The organism is Mesorhizobium sp. M0028 (assembly GCF_040323855.1).
In the GTDB taxonomy this organism is placed as follows: Bacteria; Pseudomonadota; Alphaproteobacteria; order Rhizobiales; family Rhizobiaceae; genus Mesorhizobium.
The window spans coordinates 27003-52478 of the sequence record NZ_JAMYVG010000021.1 but is presented as its reverse complement, the minus strand read 5'-3'; the positions used below and the strand labels follow the sequence as shown (position 1 = coordinate 52478).

Sequence of the window (25476 nt, the reverse complement as noted above, 5' to 3'; positions counted from 1 at the left end):
TGCGCTAGTCAACGAGAGAACGGCGATACGCGTCGGGAACGGACGAGAGCATGCCAGGCGTAAGCGACGACGACACTCTGTTGCGGTTTCCGATTCTGATCGGCGACATAGGCGGCACCAATGCGCGCTTCTCGATCGTGCTTGACGCGAATTCCGAAGCCGGCGAGCCGACGATCGTCCAGACCGCCAACTTCAATACGATCGACGAGGCGATCCAGTCGGCCGTGCTCGACCGCTCGTCGGCCCGGCCGAATTCAGCTGTGCTGGCGGTAGCCGGTCCTGTCGAAAGCGACGAGATCCCGCTTACCAATTGCCCATGGATCGTCAAGCCGAGACAGATGTTCGCCAGTCTCGGTCTCAGCGACGTCGTGGTGCTCAACGACTTCGAGGCGCAGGCGCTGGCCGTCGTCGCGCTCGGCGAAGAGCATATGGAAAAGATCGGCGGTGACGCGCCGGAACCGAATTCCGGGCGGGTAGTGCTCGGCCCGGGAACCGGGCTCGGCGTCGCCGGGCTGGTCTATGCGCTGCATCACTGGATACCGGTGCCCGGCGAGGGCGGCCATATGGATATCGGCCCGCGCTCGCCGCGCGATTTCCAGGTGTTTCCGCATATCGAGAAGCTCGAGGGCCGCATCTCCGGCGAACAGATCCTGTCCGGGCGCGGCCTGGTCAATGCCTACCGGGCGGTGGCCAAGGCGGACGGCAAGCCGTCGCCCTTTACCACGCCCGCCGAGATCACCGCCGCGGCGCTGGCAAAGAACGATCCGGTAGCCGAAGAGGCGCTGTCGATCTTCGTCACCTGCCTGGGGCGCACCGCCGGCGATCTCGCTCTGGTGTTCATGAGCCGCGGCGGCGTGTTTCTCACCGGCGGCATCGCGCAAAAAATCCTGCCGGCACTGCGCACCGGCAATTTCCGCGCCGCCTTCGAGGACAAGGCGCCGCATAGCGCCCTGATGCGCAGCATGCCGGTCTATGTCATCACCCATCCGCTAGCGGCGCTTTTAGGGCTGGCCGCCTATGCCAGAAATCCGTCGCTGTTCGGCGTGCAGACGGCGGGGCGGCGCTGGCGGGTCTAGGACACAAGCTGCGCCGCGACGAAGTTTCGCCGTCCCCGGCCATAGGCAAGCCGCCATTGGGGCGTTAAGAGGTTGCCGAATTGCAGCCCGGCCGAACCGAAACACAAAGCGCTCCAACTTGACACTTCCAGCACCAACCAAAGGGAAAGTCCGTCCCAGCGAGATCGTGGCGGTGATCCGCCGCATCATCGCCGAGAACAGCCGCGACTATCGCTGGTACTATGCTCTTGCCGTGCTGTGCCTGGTGACGATCGCGGCGACGACCGCCTTCACAGCCTGGATCATGAAGGATGTCATCGATCAGATCTTCTACCAACAGCGCGGCGATCTTATCGCGCTGATCAGCGTGTCGATCCTGGCCGCCTTCATGCTGCGCGGGCTGGCCAGCTACGGCCAGGCAGTGACGCTGGCCAAAATCGGCAACAATCTGGTGGCGCGTTATCAGCGCCGCATCTTCGACCATCTGATGAAGCTCGGCGTCAGCTTCTTCAACGACACCCGCTCGGGCCGGCTCGCCGCGCAGATCAACGAGAACGTCAACGGCATCCGCGATCTCCTGTCGATGACGCTGACATCGCTGGCGCGCGATGCCGTGTCGCTTGTCGCGCTGGTCGGCGTCATGATCTGGCAGGACCCGATGCTCTCGGCGATGTCGCTGCTGATCGGCCCGCCTTTGATCTACAGTGTCACCTATCTGATGCGCCGGGTGCGTCGCATCACCCGTGAATCGGTGCAGATCAACTCGCGGCTGATCGGCGCGATGCAGGAAGCGACGCAAGGCATCGCTATCGTCAAGGCCTTCACTCTGGAAGACGAGCTGTCGCGCCGCATCGGCGGCCTCGTCGCGGGCGCCGAGCAGCGGGCAAACAAGATCGCCCGCGTCTCGGAACGGCTGACGCCGATCTCCGAAATGCTGGCCGGCTTCGCCGTCGCCGGCGTCATCGCCTATTCCGGCTACCGGGCGACTGTCGGCGGCCAACCGCCGGGCGCGGTGTTTGCCTTCATCACCGCCCTGCTGCTTGCCTATGACCCCGCCAGGCGGCTGGCGCGTATGCAGGTCGGCATGGAAAAGTCGCTGGTCAATGCGCGCATGATCTACGAGCTTCTCGACCTCGAGCCGCAGCAGGGTGACGTGCCGGGAGCCGCCGAGGCGAAATTCACCTCTGGCGAAGTGCGCTTCAACAATGTGTCCTTCCGCTATGTCGAAGAGGCGCCGGTCCTGCAGGATCTGAGCTTTGTCGCCGCTGCCGGCAAGGTGACTGCCATCGTCGGAGCTTCGGGCGCCGGCAAGACGACGCTGGTTGCGCTGCTGCAGCGCTTCTACGACGTCGAGTCGGGCAGCATCGATATCGATGGCCAGGACATTTCAAAGGTCACCAAGCATTCGCTGCGCGGCTCGATCGCCTATGTTTCGCAGCAGCCTTATCTGTTCGAAGGCACCATCCGCGACAACATCCGCTACGGCAGGCTGAGCGCCACCGCCGCCGAGATTGAACGCGCCGCCCAACAGGCCGCGGCCGACGATTTCATTCGCCAGCAGCCGCAAGGCTACGACACGCCCGTCGGCGAGAACGGCGTGACGCTGTCGGGCGGCCAGCGCCAGCGCGTATCGATTGCCCGCGCCATCGTTCGGCAGGCGCCGATCCTGCTGCTCGACGAAGCCACCTCGGCGCTCGACAACGAGGCCGAGGCCCGCGTCCAGGAAGCGCTGACCCATGTCATGGAAGGGCGCACCACCATTGTCATCGCGCACCGGCTGTCGACGGTGGTCAATGCCGACCATATCATCGTGCTGGAGCAGGGCCGGCTGGTCGAACAGGGCACGCACGCCTCGCTGATGGCCGACCCGCACAGCGTCTATGCGCGGTTTCACCGGGTGCAAGGCAGGAAAGGGCTGGGGCTTGTCGATGACGGCAAGCCAATCCAGAGTGCGGCGCAAAATGCCCGCGCGAAAAAGGTGGTCGGGAGACATTCATGAGTGACATGCCGACCGCGAGTGAAATGGGCCTGGTGGTGGTCGGCGCTGCCGGCCGCATGGGCCAGGCGCTGATCCGCGCCATCCACACCATACCGGGCGCGCGTGTCGCCGGCGCCATCGCGCCGGCCGGATCGCCCCATATCGGCAAGGATGCCGGCGAGCTGGCCGGCGTCGGCCGGCTCGGCGTGGCGATCGGGGACGATCCGCTGCCGGTCTTCGCCAAGGCCGACGGCGTACTCGATTTCACCACCCCGGAAGCGACCGTCGAATTCGCCGGCTACGCGGCGCAGGCGCGCATCGCCCACATCATCGGCACCACCGGCTGTTCGGCCGAAGACAACGCCAGGATCGCGGCCGCCGCGCGGCACGCGACGATCGTCAAGTCAGGCAATATGAGCCTCGGCGTCAATCTGCTGGCGGTGCTGGTGGAGCAGGCGGCGCGCGCGCTCGATGCCGACGATTTCGACATCGAGATCCTGGAAATGCATCACCGGCACAAGGTCGACGCGCCGTCGGGAACGGCGCTGCTGCTCGGCGAAGCCGCCGCTAATGGGCGCGGCATCGACCTTGACGGGAACAGCGTGCGGTCGCGCGACGGTCATACCGGCGTGCGCAAGGCAGGCTCGATCGGTTTCGCCAGCTTGCGCGGCGGCTCGGTCGTCGGCGACCACAGTGTGGTGCTGGCCGGTACCGGCGAGCGCATCACGCTCGCCCACCATGCCGAGGACCGGGCGATCTTTGCCCGCGGCGCAGTCAAGGCAGCCCTGTGGGCGCGCGGCCGCAAGCCGGGCCTCTATTCGATGCGGGACGTGCTCGGCCTGACCAGTTGATCCATAAAAATTTGAAGGAGCAAATATGTCGAGAACTCTCGTGCTCGTGCGCCACGGCCAGAGCGAGTGGAACCTGAAGAACCTTTTTACCGGCTGGCGCGACGTCGACCTGACCGAACTAGGCCATACCGAAGCCAAGGCGGCCGGCGCCAAGCTCAGGGCGCGCGGCATGAAATTCGACATCGCCTTCACGTCGTCGCTGATCCGGGCGCAGAAGACCTGTCAGCACATTCTAGACGCTGTCGGCCAGAGCGGGCTCGAGACCATCCGCGACCAGGCGCTGAACGAGCGCGACTATGGCGATCTCTCCGGCCTCAACAAGGATGATGCGCGCAAAAAATGGGGCGAGGACCAGGTGCATATCTGGCGCCGCTCCTACGACGTGCCGCCGCCCGGCGGTGAAAGCCTGAAAGACACCGGCGCACGCGTCTGGCCCTATTACCTGCACGATCTGCAGCCGCATGTGCTGCGCGGCGGTACCGTGCTGGTGGCGGCGCACGGCAATTCGCTGCGCGCGCTGATCATGGCGCTGGACGGCAAGTCGGGCGAGGAGATCGTCAAGCTCGAGCTCGGCACCGGTGTGCCGATCATCTACACGCTCAACGCCGATTCCACGGTAGCGTCGAAGGAAGTGCTGGAGCACTGAGCCGGAGAAGGAACGCGGCTTTCAAAAAAGCGCGTTGACACTCATCCTTTGCCCGCTTAATGAGCGCGCACCAGCCCAGATGGCGGAATTGGTAGACGCGCACGGTTCAGGTCCGTGTTCCGCAAGGAGTGGAGGTTCGAGTCCTCTTCTGGGCACCAAATTCCCGTTTCGAACTTTTGATAAGGTTCAGAAACCCCAAGAAAAAGCCCCGGTTTTGCCGGGCCTTTTTCTTGAGCCGATGTCCGCTGTCGCCCATGGTACCCCATAAGTATCCAATAATTATCCGTCCGGGTTAGGCAGCGATCTGTCGTTGCGACAGCGCACGAGCGGAAGGATTTCGCCCGAGATTATTCTGGTGATCTTTTGCTGCTTGGCGTTGGTTACGACGGTCATGCACGCGCATCCGTAGCCGTGGCCGGAACGAGGCACATTGGTCTCGACGAATTGCCGCTCGTCAAAGGCCGGCACATTGTCGATGCCTTTGGGATCCGGTCGCCCCTGCATCTGGATCCACCAATCCCCGTCACTGTCGGTCAGGACGAGGTTGCCGGGTGTCGGGCTGGAGTACCAGCCACAACGGCGCTCGGCGTAGGCGGCGGCAGGCAAGGACATGATGGCCAGGCAGAAACAGGTAGCGAATAATGGGCGCATGAGAACCTTTACCTCCTTAAGTAAAGCAGGTCATGCCGCCGATAATCTGCGTTGACGCAGGTAACGAGGCGGCATGATTTTGTAGGCCTTATGGCCTCAACTTCGTGTCCACATTTTCTTCGATCAATCCGCAATGAAGCGTCACAGGCTTCCTTTGGACATCGCTTAGTGGACCGTCGATGAAATCGCAGCTGAGCAGATTGTCCGGACTGCTCTTGCGTGCGGATGCAACGTTGACGTTGACCTCGGGAGGGCCGGCAAGCCAGTCGAGACGCTTCGTGTCGACCTTTGTGCCGCCGATGTGGGCGTGGCCCGCTGTGCCCGCTATCTCGACCTCTTCGTCCTGCGGCGTGAGATCGATCTGGCCGACTTCGTTGGCGTGCTTCTCGGCACTCCGCTTCGGGTCACCGTAATAGGAGGCGAGGACAACGATCCCTTCCTTTTCAGTCGCGAGCTTGGCGGCTGCTTTTTTGGACAGCGTGACGTTGACGTCGAAGCCGAGGTCGCCCTGGGCTGTCGCCGGCACAGCACATGCTAACAGCGCAGATGCTGCAATCGTTACTGCGGGCAGTGATCTATAGCGTTTCACAATCCACCTCCTTTAGCCCCTCACGCAATGCCGATACCCCCGCATCCTTTCGTGTCTGGCTCCCGCATCACGCTCGCCGCCGGCTTCACCGTGAAACAACATTCAGACCAACGCGCGACAGTTGAGGATCTGCTGGAGGCGGATTCAAACGCTTCAATCTGTCGGCGGTTTCCTGCTCTATGTGCAGCCCCCAATCGGAAAAGAACCGGGTCAGGTCCTGATTTGCGACCGTACTGGCACGCAGGATGAAGGTTTGTACCTTGACCGCATCCTGCTTATTGGCATCGTCCAGTGGATGCTCGCGGTAATATCGGTGAAGCTTCGGATAGAAGTCCTCGCCGAGACCCCGGCGCAATTGATCGAACATGACCAGCCGCACCCAAAGCTCATCGTCGTCATCCGCGCTGGCACGCATTTGTTTTTCATTGTCGAAATCGCGCGTCTTCCGCGCCAGATATCGCGCCGCCAGATCCAGCGGCGTCTTGCCGGTAGACTCATCGCGCTCTTTCAAGCGGGACGGATGGCCAAAATGTGCCTGGGCATTGAGGGAATAGATATTGACCGTAGTTTCTACGATCTCGCCCCAGGTCCAATCCTCCTGCTGGTACATATGGCCGGTTTCATGCCAGATCGACCACGCTTGCCGCAGCTTATTCACGTCCAGCAAATCACCCATGTTGCTGCCGGGGGCACCCAGAAAATAGTTGCCTGCGTACATGTATATGCCGTCGTCGAAGACCTTCGCCGGTGTCACCGTGTCCTGCTGATAGTGCATGCGCAAACGGGATGCCCGATGAAGTTTGGAGGAACCGTCGAGACCGGATAGTGCATCGTACCAGCCTAGAATTTGCTCGAGGGTGTCGAGAATTTCCGCAGGGTCGCCCTGAGGCGCCCTCATATAGACTTTGCGGGTCGCGGTAATGGCAACACGCTCGCTTATCATCTCGACGAATGGCGCACCGGGCAGGTCGGTGAGCATTTTACGCCAGTCTTCGAAGCTTGTTTTTCCCTTGACGTAGAGGGGGATCGAACTGCCGCCGCGCACGATGCCCACGTCGATCGGAGGCAGAGCCGCACTGAAGCCGCTGTAGGCGTAGCGGAAATGGATCAGCCCGTCGCGCTTCGCCGTGAAGTCGGTGCGCCCTTCCTTGGCAATGACCAATTGCGGGTCATCCTGGGGTCTTTCGTCATAGAAGCTGTTCATCGGGCCGATCATGATCATCAAGCCGTCGGGGGAAGGCTGCAGGCCTTCGGCCGTAACCGATACTGCCTCTCCCTTTCTCACGAACACACCGCTTGGCTGATCGTCCATCAGCGTCGTGCGTCTCAGCCTATTGGCCTCGGGTGTGGCTGCAGGCATCGGAGCGAGGCGATAGCGCTTGTTCAGATTGTCGAATTCCGACACCGCTGCCGACGCCGCTGCCGGTCGGTCGCCATTGCCGGCCGGATAAAGCAACCACTGGGCGTTATCGTCCAAGCTGGCGTCATAGACGATGATCTGAGCGTCGTCCGCACGTTCATTGGCCCTGACGTTGAGCGTCGTGCCGCTGTCATCCAGCTCGATGCCATAGCTGTTCAGATGCGGCTTGAAGCGCCATGCCTGCCCCTCAGCGGACTGCTCGTCCTTGAGGACGACACTCGTATTCCCGTTTTCGTCTTCGTCGCCCCCAGCAAGATACGTTCCGTATCGTCGAGACCGGATCTGATAGGTTGCGCCGTTCGTTTCCCCGGTCGCCCTGGTGATGGTCCATAGCTGCGCGGGACCATCCTTGGGTTTGCGAGCGGACTGACCAAGCACGATCTCGCCATGCCTGTCTTCAAAGGCGGTGAGCGCTTTGTAGGAATGCTTCGCGACGATGTAATAATCCCCTTCGGGGATCTCAGCGGCACTTGCGACCGGAACAATTGCCGCCAGCAACAGCCCAGCTATCAAGTGCACTGCAGATACGATGAAGGTCTTCATCCCGGCACCGACGTGTCAATTCGCGGCCGGAACGGGACAACTCATCGGATCGCCCTGCTTGCCGCATTTCAGGTAACCCTCGAAGGCTTTGACACGGGATTGCGCCAGGCTATCCATGCACTGCGCGGCGAGCATTGGCATTGCGCTTCCTCCGGCCGCTCCCGCGGTCTGGAAACGGCACTCCGCGTCGCGAAATTTGTCCCAATCCCGCTGCGCCTGAACGAGAAGCTTCTTGGTATCCGCGTCGCCCTTCAGGCGGGCTTCGATCTGTTGGTAAAGCTCGTTGAGCTTCTTGTCGGATTTCTTGAACGCCGCATCGGCGCACGCATTCAGCGAGGCCTGATCCTTGGCGGCATCGTAGCACTTGTCCTGGGCGAGTACGAAATTCGGCACGGCCAGAACCACGGCGGCAGTCAGTATTGCGGTTTTCATCGATTGTCCTTTCCTATTATCTGGTTTTCATTGGATCGGCTTTGCCACCATCGGCGAGCGTGACGCTGCCGAGCTTTCCTAAGCCGGTCAGCCTGCCGCCTTCCTTGACCGTGACTTTGCCGGAGACCTCCCCGTCAACGACAAGCAATCCCGAGACTGAAATGTCACCGGCCAAAGAGCCGGTCACGCGCAACTGCGCCCCTGACGCGACTTCCGTCACGCCGGAATAGTTGTTCTTGCCGCTCAGCGTCAGCTTGCCGCCGGCGACAACGAGGCCGCCGCTCATGCCGGCGTCATCAAAGTCCGCTATGGTTCCATCAAATTGCCCGTTGGCTTCTGTCAGGATCAGTCTGCCCGCACCCAGATAGACCTCGCCTTTGCCGTTCAGGTTGCGAATGGCCGTATCGTTGAGGGAGTGCGCCACTCCCCAGGACTTCAGGTGGTTTCCTTTTTGATTGAGGTTGAGCACACCGTCGACCGTGACGCGCGAGGAATGCTCGATGCTGCCCGGCCCGGCCAGGGTAAGACACCCATCGGCCGCGATATGGGTTGTGCCGGTGTAGGTATTGCCCCCGGTCATGCGCACGTCCGCGTCCTTCTCGATCGTGAAGTCGCCGGCGCCGGAGACGATGCCGGCCAGTCCGAGCCATCCCTTGCTTCCAGCATCGCTGGTCGCGCGATTCAGCTGAACTTGATCCTTGGCACCCGCGTCTGTCGTAAAGTTGCCAGCGCTGACAAAATAGGGTGAATATGCGGTCGTCTTGTTTTCCAGATCATACATTACGGAATTGGACTGAAAGAAGGGTAAGCCGATAGTAATTCCATTGCCGTTAACCTCATCACTTTGGCGATCGATAACGACATCGCTGTATTCCTTGTTGTTAAAGCTATCGTCAAATCCAAAGAACTTTAAGTCCATTATATCAGAACTATATTCCTTGATTTGAAATCCTCTCGATCGAAGCTTATTTAAAACACCCTCTGAGGTTATGGAGACAAAAGGCGCCGTTCCTGTATCCAACAACACGGGCCCATTGAAATCAACCGAACGTTTCTTTCCCATATAGTCAAAAGAAATTGTATAACGGTAAGAGCCTTCGTTCACATTGGATGCGTTCGCGCCTGTTTGCGGGAATCTCTTCTGGTAATGTTCGTAAAGCTGAGAACCCAGTTCGCCCCAAGGCATCAGGGCCGTAAACTGGGATCTCAAACTGGGGGACAAATTCAGCGCCAGGCAGGGAACGCAACCCGGTGTGGTCTTCTTTTTTCCAAGATTTGCATTGGCAGAGACCACATAGCCGCTTTGGGTTTGACTGCCGGGGGCAGTGGTCTGATCTCCCGCAAAGATAAAATCGGCGGCTCCAAAGACGCCGTAAAACGTCGTCGAATCACCGGGTTCGCCGTTCTGCATGCTCTTGCGCGCATTAAGATCCGCATAGACCGGCGTATCGCCGTGGTGGCCCACGGGCTTTTGCGTCAATTTCACATCCTCGAGGTCGCCGAAACCCTTTGTGTAGACGTAATCCACCACCCGACCAGCGGCGAAGTCGCCATCGAGGGTTACGACAGGCTTTGAGCGATCATCCGGATCGTAATAGGACAGGCTGTCGAAACGGACCTGTTGTACCCAATCTCCATAGGTGCCGTCTCCATACGGGTACATTTCAGGCTTGCTGCCGGGCACCGGCTTTATGCCGGGGACACTCGAATCGATCTCCGCGTTGAACTCATCCGACCCGGTGTCGAATTCGTACAAACGAGGCGTGGCACCATTGATGCCCACCACGATCCCGAGTTTGTGATAGATGACTTCATCACTGTCGAGTCCGTATTCCCTGACATGTTGCAATGGAATGGATATCGGGCCGGTAGCCTGGGCAAGGCCGGTCCGGCCGTTCTCATCGGCCACAGGGGATACGGCAGGTGATGTGTTCGCTGCCGGAACGCGGCAGCTCGGATCGCCTTCCTGGCACTTCAGGTAACCCTCGAAGTCCTTGACCCGGGATTGCGTCAGGCTGTCCATGCACTGCGCGATGAGCATTGGCGTCATGCTTCCTTCGACCGATCCTGCGGTCTGGAAACTGCACTCCGCGTCGCGAAATTTGACCCAACCCCGCTGTGCTTGAACAAGAAGCGTCTTGGTATCCGCATCGTCGTTCAGGCGGGCTTCGATCTGCTTGTAAAGCTCGTTGAGCTTCTTGTCGGATTGCTTGAACGCGGCATCGGCGCACTCGTTCGGGGCGGCCAGATCCTCGGCATCGGCGCACTTGTTCATGTCCTGAGTAAAGGCGAAAGCTGGCATGGCCAGAACCACGGCAACTGTCAGTATCGCGGTTTTCATCGATTGCCCTCTGTTTAGAACAGCCGGCACGGTCGGCTGCTAGTTGGCATCGTCATCGTCCGATCCGTCAGCGTCGCCGGTACTGTCATCCGACGCATCGTCATTCGTGCTATCGTCGTCGGTGTCGGTGCTGTCCTGGTCATCATCACCGGCCGTTGAGTCTTCATCTTCGTTCTGATCGGTCGAATCGTCCTGATCACCGGAATTATTGTCGTCGGTATTGTCATCCGAGCTATCGTTGTCGGTGTTGTTGTCGTCATCACCATCATCGTCATTCTGATCGCTCGAATCGTCCTGATCATTGGAACTGTCGCCGTCGGTGCTGTCGTCCGAGCTATCGCCATCGGTGTCCGCGTTGTTATCGTCGGAATCGTCATCAGCATCGGGAGGAGTTACGTCTGGACTGGTGTCGCCGGGCAGCGAGTCGTCTTCGCGATAGCTTGTGTCTTCGAGGCTTGTCTCCATCTCGTCGTCGTACTGATCGACGATCTGCGTCCACTCCTCATGGTTATCGACGCTCGTCCATTGCGAGATATTGTTGACCGAGATGTTGGTATTGAAGTTGTTGACGGTGATGTTGGTATTGACCTCGACGACATCTGCGACTTCTGTTCCGCGGTTCACGCCAAACAGAAAACTGGTAGCGCTCACGGCAAGAGCGGCCCATACGAGTCGGTCGACATCGGTCGGCGTCGAAATCGGTTGATGCCGCACTGTGGCAAGCACGTCACCCGGCCGGATGCCTTGCCGCGCGGCAACGCCATGGGGTGCAACGGCCAAGACATACACCCCGCGAAGCTTGGGCGGGATCTGGTAGCGGTGCCGAGAGGCGTGGTTGATGGGTATCAAAACCGCGTTAAGAGCCCGGGAAACATAGGGTTTCGGCAGATCATATTTGCTGGCATGCGCAACATTGATCGTGTGCGGGACGGCTACACTCACAACAGCCGTCATTTTCACTGAAGTTGCCAATGCACGGGCGAACTGCATTATCAGTCTGGACTTTCGAACAGTTTGCATTTTGCACATCCTGCAGCTGATGATTGGAATCGACCTCAGAGGCCCGGCGCCCCGGAGCGCTCACCAATCATTCTCCCCCTGCACCACGGTCAGCGGCAATTCCAGCGATCATCACCGTCATTCCGTAACTTCCTCGGCAAAACACCTTGCCAGATCTTGCGGCGCTCCGAGCTTCTTCGCCCAGGATACCAGTTCAGGTTTTTCCGACGGGTCGGCATAGCCGCCCCACACGTCGCGAAATTGCTTTTTTCCGTCGACTGTCTGGAAGAACATCACGCCGTCGTCGCTCACCGGCGTGGAGACGTAGGCGGCGCTCCAGTTGCCGTTCTCCATGATCGTGATGAACTTCACCCGAGCTGGCTTGACCTTGTTGTCCAACGCCGAGGCAACGAGGGGGGCATATTCCTGCTTGCGCGCCTTCGTCACATCGACCTTTACGCCGTCGCAGGCACCATTCGCGGCGAAAGCGAAGGTCAGCGTCATTCCCAACCCCATGAGGCCGATCATCACGATTTTGGCACATCGCGGGATAAGACCGTTGGATTCAAACATGAGGGCATCCTCTTCGTTCGTATTGGAGGGTCCACTAATCGGAATCGTCGTCGTCCGATGAGTTGTCATCGTCCGGTGTATCGACCTCGCAGCCGATGCCGCGGCAGCCTTGGTAGTTGCCTTGCGTATCGAAGTTCGGATTGCCTTCCTTGTCGTACTGCGGCCTGTCGTCGATGCTTTGATCCCCGTCATCAGGATCGTCGACTTTACATCCGAGCCCATGGCAGCCGATGTAACGGCCCCTGGTATCGAAGTTGGGATTGCCGTTCCTGTCGAACTGCGGCCGGTCGTCTATCTTCCGGCTCCCTTTATGGGACCGATCAACCAGGCAGCCCTTTCCGCGACAACCATCGTAGTCGTCGGTGGTACAACCGAAGATTGCCATCAAAGCAGTGGCCAAGGCCGCACAGATTACGAGTTTCATGATTCATTCCTCCGACTGGCTGGCGGCGGACATCGTCCATATCGGAAGGCCATTGCAGGCGGCGATCGCCGCTTTTGCCGCGAAGGCTGGCGCCAATCGGAGGAGGGCAAAGCTTCGCCGGCCATCGAACGAGAGCCAGGCTGTGGGCGATGCATTCGACGACTTAGTCGACGGTTGCCGTAATCTCTTACGTGGGAGGGAACGCTCCCAGCGGGGGCCGCCGCATTAGCGAATGTCAATATTCCTCTCCATGCTTAGTGCCCCGTCCGCCCAAGCATGCTTCAACAATCCGCTGACGCGGCTGTGCTTCTAAAAAGTTGCATCCGATTCGGCCTGCGGCAAGGAAAAACCCAATATTGCGGGGATGAATTTTGTAAATGCTTAATACTTCGGAACCAGCGCCGGCTATCTTAGCAGATTCTGAAATATGATCGGAAGCAAGTGTGCGGAATACGCTCTTAGCTTCATTCCTCTTTATCTCGTGTTATTGAAAGTAGTTTCATATGTTATTGCGAATTTTCGCACAGCCTTGTAAAATAGCGCGACGGCATCGCTTCTTATATGATCGCTATAATCCGAATCTATTGTGGTATTTTTTTCGAATCCAGCCAAGCCGTTGCGCAGGCCGAAAGAAACGCCGCTCAATCATTCGACTTTTTCAACGCTGCGGCGTGCCGCATAGAGGCGCAGTGGGGGCGCCGCGGCCGCGTTGTGAGCATCTTCCCAGTCGGATTGTCATCGGGTAGCGTGCAGGGGAGGCACGTGAAGGCGCTCTCTTTGGCTAACGCACTGCCACACCTTCAGCAGTTGCCCGTCGGAAGATGGGGCTGGTGTCACAACCCGGTGCTTGCCGCGACAGTTTGTTCCCGTCCCGGTTCATTTCAGCACCGAAGCGAGGGGGGAAGAGATGCACAACCGATTTCGGCAGTGCCTGCGGCAAATGTCGCTGGCAGCGTTGACGATGCTGGCGCTAAACATCCCGGTCCACGCGGCTGATCTCGTCATTGCGATGCCGAACTGGCCGTCCGGCCAGGCCACGGCAAACATCCTCAAGGTCAGCCTGAAGGAAAAGTTCGGGCTTGATGCCCACGTGCGCGAGATGGGGACGCTTATCGCCTTTGCCGGCCTCAATTCGGGTGAGGTGGATATTCATCCCGAAATCTGGCTGCCCAACCTCGACAATCTGGTGAAGAAATATGTGGACGGTGCCGGCACGGTGGCCATCAGCCCTATTGGCGTGCCGGCATGGTAAGGCATATGCGCGACGCGTGAAGCAGCCGACAAATTTGGAATTCACGACGTTTCGGATCTCAGCGACCCGAAGAAAACCGCCGCGCTGGATACCGATGGCGACGGACGTGGCGAACTCTGGATAGGCGCTGAGGGTTGGTCCTCAACCGCTATCGAGCGCGTCCGCGCCAACAGCTATGGCTATGCCAAGACAATGACGTTGCTGGAGACGCCCGAGGATGCCGGAATGGCGGCTGTCGATGCCGCGGTCGCCACGGATCACCCGATGGTGTTTGCCTGCTACGCGCCGCATTACGTGTTTGAGCTGCGCGACATTGTCCGGCTTACCGAGCCGCCCTTCGACCCGGCAAAGTGGAAGATCGTACTGCCGTCAGAGGACCCGCTCTGGGTCTCGAACTCCAGCGCGCCGGTGTCATGGGATACCGCCAATTTCCATATCGCCTACGCCACCTCGCTGCGCAAAAAATATCCGAAGGTGGTGGCGTTCCTGGAACGGGTCGAGCTGAAGCCCGAGGAAATCACCAAGATGAGTTATGCGCTCCAGGTAGAGCGTCAGGATCCTTATGAATACGCCAAACAATGGGTTGCCGCACAAGGCGCCCGGGTGCACGGGTGGGCAAATCCATGACCCGAAATCTGATGACCGTGGGGCGCGCCACTCTCCAGCGGAGCTCCCTTGCAACAATTGTCGCGGCAGTGTTCGGTCTTGTCGCGGTGGCGGCGCTGGCTGCGGGAACACAGGTTTTCGGCCCGAAAACCCACAAATGGGTGGACTACGATCGCACCAAGGCGCGCAAATACTATGCCGCGCATAATGAAGTGCCCGAGGCATTTCGTCCGCAGTGGTCAAGTTCCGCACCGCGGAAGTGCCGGGCACGATCATCATCGATGGCAACCAGCACTTTCTCTACCTTGTGCAGCCGGGTCAGCAGGCCATGCGCTATGGTATCGGCGTGGGCCGGGAGGGGTTTGGCTGGGCCGGCATCGTGCGCGTCGGCCGTATGGCGGAGTGGCCGACCTGGACACCTCCGGCCGAAATGGTCGCTCGCGATCCAAAGGCGGTGAAATATGCCGGAGGCATGAAGGGGGGCCGGACAACCCGCTCGGCGCAAGGGCGCTCTACCTCTATGAGCGCGACCAGGACACGATCTACCGGATACACGGCACCCCGGAGCCCTGGACGATCGGGCTCGACGTGTCGTCGGGATGTATCCGGATGAGGAACGACGACATCGTCGATCTCGCATCCCGCGTCAAGGTCGGGGCCAAGGTCATCGTCCTCATGCAGGGGGCGGCACTTTACAAAGGCGTGTGAGGGCATTCGGAGAGGGACAAGCAATGTCGGCAAAAAATGCAGTGAGAACTTCGATTCGGGCGACAGCAATTGGATTCCTGGCTAGAGCCCTTGGCGCTTGCGTCAGCGCGCCATCGCCGCCGCCGCAGGACCAGATGTCCAGGACCAAGGTCGAAACGGCGCCGGCGGACCTTCAGCTGCTTTGCGCCAATGCGGTCGCCAAGGCCAGCGGCGTCGACAGCACGAAGATACTTCCGGTTTCATCGAGCAAGCTCGATTCCAAGACCTATCAGGTCGAACTCGATGCCGGCGGCAAGAAGACAAGCTGCCTCGTGGATACCGACGGCAATGTCAAATCCGTTGAGCCCGTCTGATCCGCTCCGGTCGACGAATTTTGCGACCGAATCTGACCATTGCCGCCTTGGCTGCGGACATGACGATATTTGGGGCGGCCAGCCGCGATGAGCGGTTTAGAGAAACCGGCTAACCGCGCCTGCTTCACCCCAGCCCGATCCGCTTGGCGCCTTGCCGGAACAGCGCCTCGGCGTCCGGCTCGAAGCGGAAGGTGCCGATGAAATCATCGGCGCAGTAGTTCGGCAGCGTCTTGCGCAACGCGGCGGCGAAACCTTGAGCCTCGTCCAGCCGTCCCGCCAGCGCAAGGCAATGCGCGGCGATTGCCAGGATGATGGCATGGGCGTTGGGACGCGCGGCTGCTTTCAGCGCCCATTCGGCGGCTTCGTCAAACTGGCCGAGCCGGACATGCGACATCGCCCTGGCGCCCAGCATGCCGAACAGCAGCGGATCGAAGGGGCTCAGATGCCTGGAATGGTCGGATGAGCCGATCGCGGCCTTCGGGTCGCCGGACTGCGAGTGGACGAAAGACAGGGCATAGTGGCCAAGCGCGAAATGAGGGCTGAGGTCGACGGCGCGTTCCAGCTCGATGAGGGAGCCGTCCTGCTCGCCGCGCAGCCACAGCGCCCGCCCCATGGCCCAATGCGCGGCCGGATTGTGATCGTCGACGAGAAGGCTCTGGCCGGCTGCCTCGAAGGCCATGGCGCTCTCCTGATCGCGGTCGCCCCAGCGCTGGAAGGCATTTTGCCAATGAGTGAAGGAGAGCCCGGCATAAGCGCGGGCGAAGGTAGGATCGAGCTTCAAGGCCAGGTCGAAGAAATGCCGGGCCTGCTCGTTTTCCGCGCGGGTGAAGCGGTACATGTGCCACAGGCCGCGGTGATAGGCCTCCCAGGCGTTCAGCGAATTGGGCGCCTTCAGCATGGCGCGGTTGCGCTCGACCGTCTCGATCTCGGCCGAGATCGACGAGACGATGCTGTTGCCGATATCATCGAGCACGGCAAAGATGTCGTCCGGCTTGCGCTCGAACGTCTCGGCCCAGACTATCCTGGCGGTGCGCACTTCGACCAGCTCGACAGCAACGGTGACGCGGCCCGCCTGGCAGCGCATCATGCCCGTGGCGACATAGTCGACGTTGAGCCGCCGCCCGGCATCTTCGGGCGCGATGTTTTTCTCCGCCAAGGCAAACACCGAGCCGCGCGCGATGACGAAGAAATCCCTGAGCTTGGCCAGGCGGGTGATGATGTCGTGGGTCAGGCCGTCGGCAATCCCTCCGCGAGGGCCACCAGAAACGCCGCCGATGCCGGCCTGTTCAATAAACGGCATCACCGCAAGCGAAGCCTTGCGCGACGTTGCGGCGTTGGGATCGGCAAGCATGATAGGAGGTACCGAGAGCGGAACGGCCGGCTGCACCCATGATGACGCGCCGTGCTGACAGCGGATTGTCCGCCATGCGTCGCGAACGGGTCCGAAATCCAGATCTTCGGACTGGAAGTGCCGTGCGGCGGCCGCAATATGCTCCTCGGCCGCGCCGAACTGGCCGCGCTGGGCGAGCCTCGTCAGCAAGGCCAGATGCACACGGCCGTCGAACGGAGCGAGCTCCAGCCATTTTTCGAGGTGCGCGGACACGTCATCGGAATCGCTGGGGAGACGCTCGACAAGCTGTTGCAGCACCGCCGCGTGGCATGAGCTGAAGCGGCGGCGCTGAGCGGTCAACCAGCTGTTGAAATGCGGGCTGCGGTCGATCTCCAGCCCGTCGAGGAAATCGCCGGCGAACAGCCGGGAAAGCGCCAGCAGGCGTTCGAGCTCGAGCGTCTCTATTCCCTTCGTCGCGGCGGAGGCAATCTCCACGGCATCCACGGATACACCGTTCAGGTCGAGCGCGACCGTGTCGCCCTGTGCCTCGATCCTGCTCCGATCGGATTCGTCGAGAACGCCTCGAAGCTTGCTGAGGCACCAGCGGAGTTCGCCGCGCGGGTCGTTCGGCACGTCCCACAAAAGCTCGCAGAGCCGGCTGCGGCCGACCGGATGCGGCGCCAGCGCCAAATAGGCGAGCAGCGCACGCAGCTTGCGCGATTTTGGGAGCTGGATGATGATGCCGTTGCGTGCGATCGTCAGCGGGCCGAGCAGGCGCACGGAAAGGCCGGTCACCTCGCCGTCGAGGCTCGATCGGGTGGATTCCACGTGCGTTTCCACGCCTGCTCCCACGCTGGCCAGTCGGCCTTTGTTTTATCACCAAACGCGACACGGTGCATCCGGCGGCGAATTTCCGCGCCGGATGCCGCCATGGCCACATTGCCGGGAGGCAAATGTAGTGCGGCAAGGTCTCGAAACCTCGCCGCCCAAGCCACCGGTCTGTAACCGGCCCGTGACGACAAGAGACAACGACGAAGCGAGGAGATCGACATGTTGCATCAACAGAAAATCAGAACCACCGCCGGGCGCGGCCGCCTGTTCGACAGCATTCTCGACACGGTCGGCGATACGCCGGTGATCCGCATCAACAATCTCGGACCGGATCATGCGACGATCTACGTGAAGGCCGAGTTCTTCAATCCCGCCGCCTCGGTGAAGGACCGGCTGGCGCTCAACATCATCGAGGAAGGCGAGCGCAGCGGCGCCTTGACGCCGGGCCAGACCGTGGTCGAGGCGACCAGCGGCAACACCGGAATCGGCCTTGCCATGGTCTGCGCCCAAAAGGGCTATCCGCTGGTGGTGACGATGGCCGACAGTTTTTCCATCGAACGCCGCAAGCTGATGCGCATGCTGGGCGCCAAGGTGGTGCTGACGCCACGCGCCCAGAAGGGTTTTGGCATGTACAAGAAGGCGGTGGAGCTGGCCGAAGCCAATGGCTGGTTTTTGGCCCGCCAGTTCGAAACCAAGGCCAACGCCGCCATTCACGAGGCGACGACGGCGCGCGAGATCATCAACGATTTCGCCGGCTCGCGGCTCGACTGCTTCGTCACCGGCTATGGCACGGGCGGCACCGTCGTCGGCGTCGGGCGCATGCTGCGGCAGGAGCGTCCGGAGACCCGGATCGTGCTCGCCGAACCGGCCAACGCGCAGCTGATCGGCAGCGGCAAGCCGCAGCAGCGCGGCGCCGGTGGCGCGCCTGCCGCCAGCCATCCGGCCTTCGAGCCGCATCCGATCCAGGGCTGGACGCCCGACTTCATTCCGGACGTGCTGCAAGAGGCGATCGACGCCAGCCTCTATGACGAGGTGGTGCCGATTGCCGGGCCCGAGGGCATGAAATGGGCCAAGGCGCTGGCGCAGAAGGAAGGGATTTTCACCGGCATCTCCGGCGGAGCGACCTTCGCTGTGGCGCGGCAGATCGCGGAAAAGGCGGCGCCCGGCTCGGTGATCCTGTGCATGCTGCCCGATACTGGCGAACGCTACATGACGACACCGCTGTTCGACGGCATCGAAGCCGAGATGGACGCCGAGGAGACTGCGCTTTCGCAGTCGACGCCCGGCTGCCAGTTTCCGGCGTGACGGCGGCACATCGGGAGCGGCCTGTATGGACACGAGGCCTGGATTGGCCATCACGGCCACCGAGGAAACGCTTGACCCCTCGAACTGGGCCGACGTGCAGGTCCTGTCGCATCGGATCGTCGACGATGCCGTCGCTTACCTGCGCGATGTCAGAGAGCGTCCGGTGTGGCAGGAGATGCCGGTTGATGTGAGGACTTTCTTCACGGCGCCGCTGCCGCGTTCGCCGGCTCCGCTGGCCGAAATCTACGGCGACGTCACAGGGAAGCTGATGCCCTATCCGATGGGCAACATCCATCCGCGCTTCTGGTCCTGGTATATGGGCTCTAGCAATTTCACCGGCGCGCTCGGCGATTTCCTGGCGGCGATCCAGGGCTCCAATCTCGGCGGCGGCAACCATGCCGCCGCGTTGATGGACAACCAGGTCGTCGACTGGTGCAAGGAAATGATGGGCTTTCCGCAATCGGCCAGCGGCACGCTGGTCAGCGGCGGCTCGATGGCCAACATCATCGGGCTGACCGTGGCGCGCAACGCCAAGGCGGGCATCGACATACGCGAGCACGGGGTTGCCGGCATCGACAAGCCACTGCGTTTCTATGGCTCCGACCAGCTTCACTCCTGCCATCGCAAGGCGATGGAGGCGCTCGGCCTCGGCAACCGGGCACTGCGTCGCATCCCGAGCGATGCGGGGCTGCGCATCGACATCGCTGCGTTGCGGGCGGCGATTGTCGAGGACCGTAACGCGGGCTTCAAGCCGGCCTGCGTGATCGGCACGGCCGGCACGGTGAACACCGGCGCGATCGACGATCTGCAAGCGCTGGCAGACCTGGCGTCACAAGAGGATCTGTGGTTCCATGTCGACGGGTGCATCGGCGCCCTGCTTGCGATTGCGCCGGACAATTCGCATCGCGTTGCCGGCATTGAACGCGCCCACTCAATCGCGCTCGATCCGCACAAATGGCTGCACGCGCCATTCGAGGTCGGCTGCGCGCTGATCAGGGATGCCTCCGCGCATCGCGGCACGTTCGCGGTGACGCCGGAATATCTGGAATCGACCCCGCGCGGACTCGCCTCCGGCCACTGGCTGCACGATTTCGGCTTGCAGACGTCACGCGGTTTCCGCGCGCTGAAGGTGTGGATGGCGCTGAGAGAGCACGGCATCGAAAAGTTCGGCCGGCTGATCGATCAGAACATTGCGCAGGGACATCATCTCAGCGCGCTGATCGAGGCGGAACCGGCTCTCGAACTGGTGGCACCGGTGAACATTAACATCGTTTGTTTTCGCCACCGCGGCGACGGGCAGACGGGAGAGAGGCAGAAGGCGCTCAACACCGAGATCATGCTGAGGCTGCAGGAAGAAGGCATCGCCGCCATTTCCGACACGACAGTGCATGGCCAGCATTGCCTCAGGGTGGCGATCAACAACCACCGCACCCGTCGCGACGATCTTGACCTGCTGATCCGGGAAACGGTGCGGCTCGGGCAGGAGATTTCAGCGACGGGCGCGACGGGCTAACGCCGGCCTTTCTTTCGAGCGGCGAGACTAGGCATCGAGCCAGACCTTCTCGAAATGCTGCTCGAGCGACTGGTGCTGCTCGCAGCCATGGACGCCCTTGCGGTAGGTGCGGTAAACCGAGCGCCAGTAGGGCTGGATGATAACGCCGGAATCGCGCAGATTCTGTTCGATCTTGGCCATGAGCTCCTTGCGGGCGCCGGGATCAGGCATCGCCAGCGCCTTGTCGAGTAGACTGTCGAATTCCGGATTGGCATAGGCGCTCTCGTTCCACGCGGCGCCAGACTTATAAGCGAGCGCCAGCACCTGGACGCCGAGCGGCCGGCCGAGCCATTCCGTGCAGGAGAAGGGATATTTGCTCCAATCGTTCCAGAACGTCGCGGCCGGCAGCACAGTGCGCTTGATCTTCAGCCCGGCCTCGCGCATCTGCGCGGCGATGGCGTCGCCGGTGCTCTTCTGCCAGTCGACGTCGACCGAGATGAGTTCGTATTCGTGGTCGGCCTTGCCGGCCTCGGCGAGCAGGGCCTTGGCTTGATCGGTGTTGCGGACGGCCGGGCCGATATCGGCATATTCGGGATGCATCGGCCCGACGTGATGGTTCTCGGCAGGCTTGCCGCGATTGTCCATGCCGATCTTCAGCACGGCGGCGTTGTCGACCGCGAGCTGGGCGGCGCGGCGCACCTTGATGTCGTCATAGGGCGGATTGCCGATGTTGAAACGCGCGACGATGGTCGAGCCGGTGGCGATTTCCGAATTGCTCAGGCCCATGGAGTCGGTCTGCGCAACCGTGTCGGAGGCGGTTTCATGGTCGGTGTCGATCTCGCCCGATTCGAAGGCCGACAGCATGGCGTTGGGATCGGAGCCGTAGTCGACCCATTTGATGCCGTCGAGGTAGAAGTCGCCCTTCCACCATGGCTTGTCCTTACGGCGGACTTCGGCGCCGACCTCGGCGTCCCATGCGACGAGTTCGCAAGGCCCGGTAGTGATCGCCAATGCCTTCAGCGGATCGCCGTCGCCTTCATAGCTGCGGTGCATGATCAGCGCCGGATAGTCGGCCATGCCGGCGATCAGCGAAATGTCGGGCTTGGGCAGATTGAGCCGGACGATGAAATCGTCGACGCGCTCGATGCCGCCGTCGACGGCCTTCTTGGTATCGGCGTTGACCAGTGCGCCCATGCGCGCGGCGACCGAATTGCCGGCGACGGACGCATCGCACCAGCGCGTCAGATTGTGGATCACGTCGTCGGCGTTGAAGGTGTCGCCGTTCGACCAGGTGATGCCCTTGCGGACATGCAGCGTCAGCACGCGGGCGTCGTCGCTGGTTTCCCAGCTCTCGAGCAGCCGTGGCTCGAAGGTGAAGTCGCGCTTCCAGCGCACCAGATATTCGTTGCACTGGCGGGCGACGTTGGACATCTCGACGCCGTCGAAAGTGCGCGGATCCTTCCAGCCCTTGACGTTCATGGCGACACGCAAGATGCCGCCGCGCTTCGGTTCCTCGGCCCTGGCCGGTGACGGCGCAAGCCCGCCCAGCGCCAGCGCGCCGGCAGCGCTGACGCCGAGCGCAGCCATGGTGGCGAGATATTCGCGCCGGTTCATCTGGCCTTTCTTGAAGCCATCGGCGACGGGCTCCGCCTGCGGATGCAATTTCCGGTCGGTCAGCATGAACTTCATCGTAAATCCTCCCTGTCGGGCCGGCGCATCGCGGATGCGGGCTCCTTACGTGGCGTGATGATAGGGCTGGCCTGACCGAAGCAGTGTTCGGGTTTCCGCAGTTGTTGTGCGCTGTTCCGCGACAGTGGAGATTGGAGGACGGTCCGCGTCACTCAGGCCAATCACCTCCGCCCAGCGCGGCTATTGCCGCGATTATGCGCTCAAACGCCTGGCCGGCGCGCGGTACGGTTTTGCGGGCGCGCAGGAAGCTGTGCACCAGCCGCGGCTCTTCGCGCCACCATGCCTTGCCGCCGGCGGCAAGGATGCGATCGCGATAGGCCTTGCCGTCAGCCGACAGCGGGTCGCATTCGGCAGTGATGACGACGGTCGGCGGCAGGCCAGAGAAGTCCGTATCGCCGAGCGGCGAAAATGTCGGGTCTTCCGGCGACTGCCCCTTCCCTGCCCGGATATGCCGATAGAATTCGACGTCGCGCAATGTCAGCAGTGGCGCCTCTGCGTGCTCGACATAGGAGCCGGCGCGCGCTTTGCTGTCCAGCTCGGGGCCGTCTAGCTCGTCACCGCCGAGCTCGGGATAAATCAGCACCTGGCCGATCGCATGGCGAGGATGGCGGCGTGTCGCCTGCGCCACTGCGGCAGCCAGGTTGCCTCCGGCGCTTTCGCCGCAGAGCACGATCGGCAGGCCGGTCGTCGCCGCAGCCCATTCGAATACGGCCAGCGCATCCTCGAAGGCCGCCGGATGCAGATGCTCGGGCGCCAGCCGGTAGTCTGCGGACAGAACGGGAAAGCCAGTGCCGGCGCAAATCTCGGCGCAGATGTCGTCATGGCTGTCGAGCCCGCCAAGGACGAAGCCGCCGCCGTGATAATAGACGACCATCGCTTGTGGCGCCGTGCCCGCCATCTGGTAACGCCGGACCGGGATCGCATGGTCAATGGCAGGAACCGCGCTGTCGCTGGCCTTGACACCGGACGGATAGGGCTCGCGGAACGCCCGGCACATGGCGTCATAGACCGCCCGCTGCCTGTCGATCGGCATGTAGACGATCTCGGGCGGATACGACTCATTGACCCGGTCGATATAGGCCCACAGCTCCGGATCGAGCAGCGTTTGGTATTTTCCGCGCTCTGTCGTTTCTGGTCGATCGGCCTCGGTGATCATCGCGGCGCGGTCCCGCTCAGAGCTCGGCGTAGAGGCGGGCGGCGTTTTCGTAGCTGAAGCGCAATGGCACCGAGCCCTCGACCTGCCAGGCTTCGACCGTCTCGCCGGCCAGCAGCCGACAGGCGCCGTCGGTGGTGGTGACGGCGCCGCCATAGAGCCGGTTGGCGAGATTGAGAATGGCCGTCTGATGCATCGCCGTGCTGCCGCTGCCGCAGGCATCCTTGACCAGCAGCACGCGAAACCCGAGCGCCACCGCGTCCTTTACGGTGGCATCGATGCAGGCCTCGGTCCAGACGCCGGCAACGACCAGCCACTCGACGCCATCGGCCTTCAGCCGCTCGGCGGCAGGCCCCGCGCGGAAGGCGCTGGCATCGGTCTTGACCAGCATCGTCTCGCCTGTCGCCGGGCCCACTTCCGGACAGATCGCCGTCAGTGGATCGTCCTTGTCGGAAAACGCCGACTTGCCGTTGGCCTCGACCGGGTGGAACGGCCGTGCCGTGGCGAGATCGACGATATAGGCCCAGTGGTACAGGGGCACATTGTTGGCCCGAGCCGCCTGCTGCAGCCGCTGGACGTTGGCGAGAATGTCGCCATAGCCTTCGACCAGATAGCGCTTGTCCCGCCGATGCTCCTCCTGGAGATCGATGAACACCGCCGCCGCCTTGCCGCGCTTGATCGAGATCGGGCTTTTCATGCAAAACTGCCTGTCAGCACTCAAACGTGCCTGTCAAGGAAATCGTCCTCATAGGGAAAGCGCGACAGGAGTTCGGTGCCGGTCTCGGTGATCAGGATCTCGTCCTCCAGCTTGACGCCCTCGCGGCCGCCCTTTTCGCCGATATAGCTTTCGACGCTGACCACCATGCCGGGCACGATGACACCGTCGCGGCCATAGGTCTCGTAATCCATGGCATGCGCGATGAACGGCGTCTCGCCATGCATGCCGACGCCGTGCATGACCGAGGTGTAGCGCTGGTCGACGAAGCGGTCCGGGATCTTCCAGGCCTTTTCGGCAATCTCGCGAAACGCCATGCCCGGCTTGACGACCCCAATGTTGTGCTGAACCTGATCGTGCGCCATGCGGTAGAGCGATCTCTGATAATCGGTCGGCTTGCCCGGGCCGCAGCGGAAGGTGCGCGAAAAGTCCGAATAATAGCCGTAGCAGCCGATCGTGTCGGTATCGAGCGCCAGAAGTTCGCCCGGCCTGATCTTGCGGCCGCTCGCCTCATTGAACCATGGGTTGGTGCGCTGGCCCGAGGTCAGCAAACGGGTTTCGATGAATTCGCCGCCCTGGCGGATCACCTCGCCATACATGATGGCGAACAACTCGTTTTCGGATACGCCGGGCTTGATCGCCTCGCGCACCGCATAGACCGCAGCCTCGGCGCCAGCCATCGACACCTGCAGGCATTTTACTTCCTCTGGCGTCTTGACCGCGCGCACCGCCAAAATCTCGCCCTGGCAATCCCGGACGTCGCAGCCGCGCTTTTCCAACGCCAGTGCCTGCAGATGGCTGCAGCGGTCGAGCCCGAGCTTCATCGAGCCGCCGCCATGCGCCTTGAGCAATTCGGCGATCTCATCGGCGAACGGGCCGGCTGTTTCGTCGTCACGGCCCGACACCGAAGACCAGACCAGCTTCGACGGCCGCGCCTCGTCGATCGTGTCGAGCACCATCGAGACATGGTAGCTCTGCGGATATTCGAACAACACGATCGGCCCTTCGGTCGGGATGAAGAAGTAGCGCGTCGAGTTGCGCAGGAAATAGCCGAACATGTTGCGCGAGCCGGTGGCGTAGCGCTGGTTGTAGGGGTCGAACAGCACGACGCCGCCATAGCCGGCCTCGCGCATCCACGCGCGCAGCTTGACCAGTCGCCCCTTGCGCAGCGCGTCGGCATTGATGAAGGACGGCTCGGTATCCGACAACCACATGCCGCCGGCCGGATCGGCCGCAGCCGGATGCCGCATGCGGTCCTTGAAGTCAACGTCCTCGGTGCTGTCGGGGTCGAAAACGACGATGCTCATGGGTGCCTCCTGGAAGCGAGACCATGGAGCAAAGGACGTGCGGGCGTTGTGCGGAAAACCGCAAATGTTGTGCTGGATGCCGTAGACAGGCTGGCCGGACAGCACCCCCCTCTGGCCTGCCGGCCATCTCCCCCGCAAGGGGGGAGATTGGATGTCGCGTCAGCCTTCGCCTATGACCAACGCAGCAGGATATGCGGCGGGACCAAAGCTGCTGATCTCCCCCCTTGCGGGGG

At 61.7% G+C, this 25476-nt stretch carries 20 protein-coding genes, 1 tRNA gene and 2 pseudogenes; 10 read left to right on the top strand and 13 right to left on the bottom strand.

The window, feature by feature from the left end; genetic code table 11:
• Nucleotides 1-50 precede the first annotated feature (50 nt).
• The 5 genes from NKJ93_RS27255 (at nt 51) to NKJ93_RS27235 (ending at nt 4688) form a co-directional block, all read left to right on the top strand.
• Nucleotides 51-1076, top strand: a complete 1026-nt coding sequence (locus tag NKJ93_RS27255; protein ID WP_352592267.1) for a glucokinase — start codon at nt 51-53, stop codon at nt 1074-1076.
• A 118-nt stretch (nt 1077-1194) separates the two neighbouring features.
• Nucleotides 1195-3054: an ABC transporter ATP-binding protein gene (locus tag NKJ93_RS27250; protein ID WP_352495431.1), complete on the top strand. Its 1860-nt coding sequence runs from the start codon at nt 1195-1197 to the stop codon at nt 3052-3054.
• 5 nt (nt 3055-3059) lie between these two features.
• On the top strand, nt 3060-3884 hold the full coding sequence (gene dapB, locus NKJ93_RS27245; RefSeq protein ID WP_036244690.1) for a 4-hydroxy-tetrahydrodipicolinate reductase: 825 nt from the start codon (nt 3060-3062) through the stop codon (nt 3882-3884).
• Between the two features lie 25 nt (nt 3885-3909).
• Nucleotides 3910-4530, top strand: coding sequence for a 2,3-bisphosphoglycerate-dependent phosphoglycerate mutase (locus NKJ93_RS27240; RefSeq protein ID WP_352495430.1), 621 nt, complete (start codon nt 3910-3912; stop codon nt 4528-4530).
• 73 nt (nt 4531-4603) lie between these two features.
• Nucleotides 4604-4688 (top strand) — tRNA-Leu (locus NKJ93_RS27235).
• 121 nt (nt 4689-4809) lie between these two features.
• Here NKJ93_RS27235 and NKJ93_RS27230 read toward each other — a convergent pair.
• The 8 genes from NKJ93_RS27230 to NKJ93_RS27195 all read right to left on the bottom strand — a co-directional run bounded on the left by NKJ93_RS27230 (nt 4810) and on the right by NKJ93_RS27195 (nt 12502).
• Nucleotides 4810-5181, bottom strand: coding sequence for a DUF4087 domain-containing protein (locus tag NKJ93_RS27230; protein WP_352592264.1), 372 nt, complete (start codon nt 5179-5181; stop codon nt 4810-4812).
• A gap of 88 nt (nt 5182-5269) precedes the next feature.
• Complete coding sequence (locus NKJ93_RS27225) at nt 5270-5770, bottom strand: hypothetical protein (protein WP_352495428.1); 501 nt, start codon at nt 5768-5770, stop codon at nt 5270-5272.
• A gap of 85 nt (nt 5771-5855) precedes the next feature.
• Nucleotides 5856-7733, bottom strand: a complete 1878-nt coding sequence (locus NKJ93_RS27220) for a M60 family metallopeptidase (protein WP_352592261.1) — start codon at nt 7731-7733, stop codon at nt 5856-5858.
• A gap of 15 nt (nt 7734-7748) precedes the next feature.
• Nucleotides 7749-8138: a lysozyme inhibitor LprI family protein gene (locus NKJ93_RS27215; protein WP_352481356.1), complete on the bottom strand. Its 390-nt coding sequence runs from the start codon at nt 8136-8138 to the stop codon at nt 7749-7751.
• Nucleotides 8139-8181: 43 nt separating this feature from the next.
• Nucleotides 8182-10506, bottom strand: a complete 2325-nt coding sequence (locus NKJ93_RS27210; protein ID WP_352592258.1) for a lysozyme inhibitor LprI family protein — start codon at nt 10504-10506, stop codon at nt 8182-8184.
• A 39-nt stretch (nt 10507-10545) separates the two neighbouring features.
• On the bottom strand, nt 10546-11526 hold the full coding sequence (locus NKJ93_RS27205; protein ID WP_352592255.1) for a PDZ domain-containing protein: 981 nt from the start codon (nt 11524-11526) through the stop codon (nt 10546-10548).
• A gap of 117 nt (nt 11527-11643) precedes the next feature.
• Nucleotides 11644-12078 (bottom strand): hypothetical protein, encoded by a 435-nt coding sequence (locus NKJ93_RS27200; protein ID WP_352481353.1) that lies wholly within the window; start codon nt 12076-12078, stop codon nt 11644-11646.
• Between the two features lie 34 nt (nt 12079-12112).
• Nucleotides 12113-12502 (bottom strand): hypothetical protein, encoded by a 390-nt coding sequence (locus NKJ93_RS27195; RefSeq protein WP_031193957.1) that lies wholly within the window; start codon nt 12500-12502, stop codon nt 12113-12115.
• Between the two features lie 907 nt (nt 12503-13409).
• Between NKJ93_RS27195 and NKJ93_RS27190 the strand changes: the two are divergent.
• From NKJ93_RS27190 to NKJ93_RS27180, 3 genes and pseudogenes are all read left to right on the top strand, one after another.
• A pseudogene (locus NKJ93_RS27190) lies at nt 13410-14381 on the top strand (ABC transporter substrate-binding protein).
• Nucleotides 14382-14392: 11 nt separating this feature from the next.
• A pseudogene (locus tag NKJ93_RS27185) lies at nt 14393-15068 on the top strand (L,D-transpeptidase).
• Nucleotides 15069-15202: 134 nt separating this feature from the next.
• Complete coding sequence (locus NKJ93_RS27180) at nt 15203-15421, top strand: hypothetical protein (protein ID WP_352592252.1); 219 nt, start codon at nt 15203-15205, stop codon at nt 15419-15421.
• 124 nt (nt 15422-15545) lie between these two features.
• On the opposite strand, the gene NKJ93_RS27175 is transcribed toward NKJ93_RS27180, so the two are convergent.
• Nucleotides 15546-17579 (bottom strand): transcriptional regulator, encoded by a 2034-nt coding sequence (locus tag NKJ93_RS27175; RefSeq protein ID WP_352592249.1) that lies wholly within the window; start codon nt 17577-17579, stop codon nt 15546-15548.
• A 222-nt stretch (nt 17580-17801) separates the two neighbouring features.
• Between NKJ93_RS27175 and NKJ93_RS27170 the strand changes: the two genes are divergently transcribed.
• Both NKJ93_RS27170 and NKJ93_RS27165 read left to right on the top strand, forming a co-directional pair.
• Nucleotides 17802-18887, top strand: coding sequence for a PLP-dependent cysteine synthase family protein (locus NKJ93_RS27170; protein ID WP_352592246.1), 1086 nt, complete (start codon nt 17802-17804; stop codon nt 18885-18887).
• 25 nt (nt 18888-18912) lie between these two features.
• Complete coding sequence (locus NKJ93_RS27165) at nt 18913-20400, top strand: pyridoxal phosphate-dependent decarboxylase family protein (protein ID WP_352481350.1); 1488 nt, start codon at nt 18913-18915, stop codon at nt 20398-20400.
• Nucleotides 20401-20427: 27 nt separating this feature from the next.
• On the opposite strand, the gene NKJ93_RS27160 is transcribed toward NKJ93_RS27165, so the two are convergent.
• From NKJ93_RS27160 to NKJ93_RS27145, 4 genes are all read right to left on the bottom strand, one after another.
• The gene (locus tag NKJ93_RS27160; protein WP_352592243.1) at nt 20428-22068 is read right to left on the bottom strand and encodes an ABC transporter substrate-binding protein; all 1641 of its coding nucleotides are present in this window, start codon (nt 22066-22068) and stop codon (nt 20428-20430) included.
• 148 nt (nt 22069-22216) lie between these two features.
• Complete coding sequence (locus NKJ93_RS27155) at nt 22217-23224, bottom strand: alpha/beta hydrolase (RefSeq protein ID WP_352592240.1); 1008 nt, start codon at nt 23222-23224, stop codon at nt 22217-22219.
• 16 nt (nt 23225-23240) lie between these two features.
• Entirely contained in the window at nt 23241-23918 is a 678-nt protein-coding gene (locus tag NKJ93_RS27150) for an isochorismatase family protein (RefSeq protein ID WP_352481348.1), read from the bottom strand.
• Between the two features lie 20 nt (nt 23919-23938).
• Nucleotides 23939-25243 (bottom strand): M24 family metallopeptidase, encoded by a 1305-nt coding sequence (locus tag NKJ93_RS27145; protein WP_023718786.1) that lies wholly within the window; start codon nt 25241-25243, stop codon nt 23939-23941.
• Nucleotides 25244-25476 lie beyond the last annotated feature (233 nt).

Bases quoted from the DNA above. Each gene is read 5' to 3' on its own strand.
- NKJ93_RS27255 (WP_352592267.1), top strand. From the start codon at position 51: ATGCCAGGCGTAAGCGACGACGACACTCTGTTGCGGTTTCCGATTCTG.
- dapB (WP_036244690.1), top strand. From the start codon at position 3,060: ATGCCGACCGCGAGTGAAATGGGCCTGGTGGTGGTCGGCGCTGCCGGC.
- NKJ93_RS27240 (WP_352495430.1), top strand. From the start codon at position 3,910: ATGTCGAGAACTCTCGTGCTCGTGCGCCACGGCCAGAGCGAGTGGAAC.
- NKJ93_RS27230 (WP_352592264.1), bottom strand. From the start codon at position 5,181: ATGCGCCCATTATTCGCTACCTGTTTCTGCCTGGCCATCATGTCCTTG.
- NKJ93_RS27220 (WP_352592261.1), bottom strand. From the start codon at position 7,733: ATGAAGACCTTCATCGTATCTGCAGTGCACTTGATAGCTGGGCTGTTG.
- NKJ93_RS27210 (WP_352592258.1), bottom strand. From the start codon at position 10,506: ATGAAAACCGCGATACTGACAGTTGCCGTGGTTCTGGCCATGCCAGCT.
- NKJ93_RS27205 (WP_352592255.1), bottom strand. From the start codon at position 11,526: ATGCAAACTGTTCGAAAGTCCAGACTGATAATGCAGTTCGCCCGTGCA.
- NKJ93_RS27200 (WP_352481353.1), bottom strand. From the start codon at position 12,078: ATGTTTGAATCCAACGGTCTTATCCCGCGATGTGCCAAAATCGTGATG.
- NKJ93_RS27195 (WP_031193957.1), bottom strand. From the start codon at position 12,502: ATGAAACTCGTAATCTGTGCGGCCTTGGCCACTGCTTTGATGGCAATC.
- NKJ93_RS27180 (WP_352592252.1), top strand. From the start codon at position 15,203: ATGTCCAGGACCAAGGTCGAAACGGCGCCGGCGGACCTTCAGCTGCTT.
- NKJ93_RS27170 (WP_352592246.1), top strand. From the start codon at position 17,802: ATGTTGCATCAACAGAAAATCAGAACCACCGCCGGGCGCGGCCGCCTG.
- NKJ93_RS27165 (WP_352481350.1), top strand. From the start codon at position 18,913: ATGGACACGAGGCCTGGATTGGCCATCACGGCCACCGAGGAAACGCTT.
- NKJ93_RS27160 (WP_352592243.1), bottom strand. From the start codon at position 22,068: ATGAAGTTCATGCTGACCGACCGGAAATTGCATCCGCAGGCGGAGCCC.
- NKJ93_RS27155 (WP_352592240.1), bottom strand. From the start codon at position 23,224: ATGATCACCGAGGCCGATCGACCAGAAACGACAGAGCGCGGAAAATAC.
- NKJ93_RS27150 (WP_352481348.1), bottom strand. From the start codon at position 23,918: ATGAAAAGCCCGATCTCGATCAAGCGCGGCAAGGCGGCGGCGGTGTTC.
- NKJ93_RS27145 (WP_023718786.1), bottom strand. From the start codon at position 25,243: ATGAGCATCGTCGTTTTCGACCCCGACAGCACCGAGGACGTTGACTTC.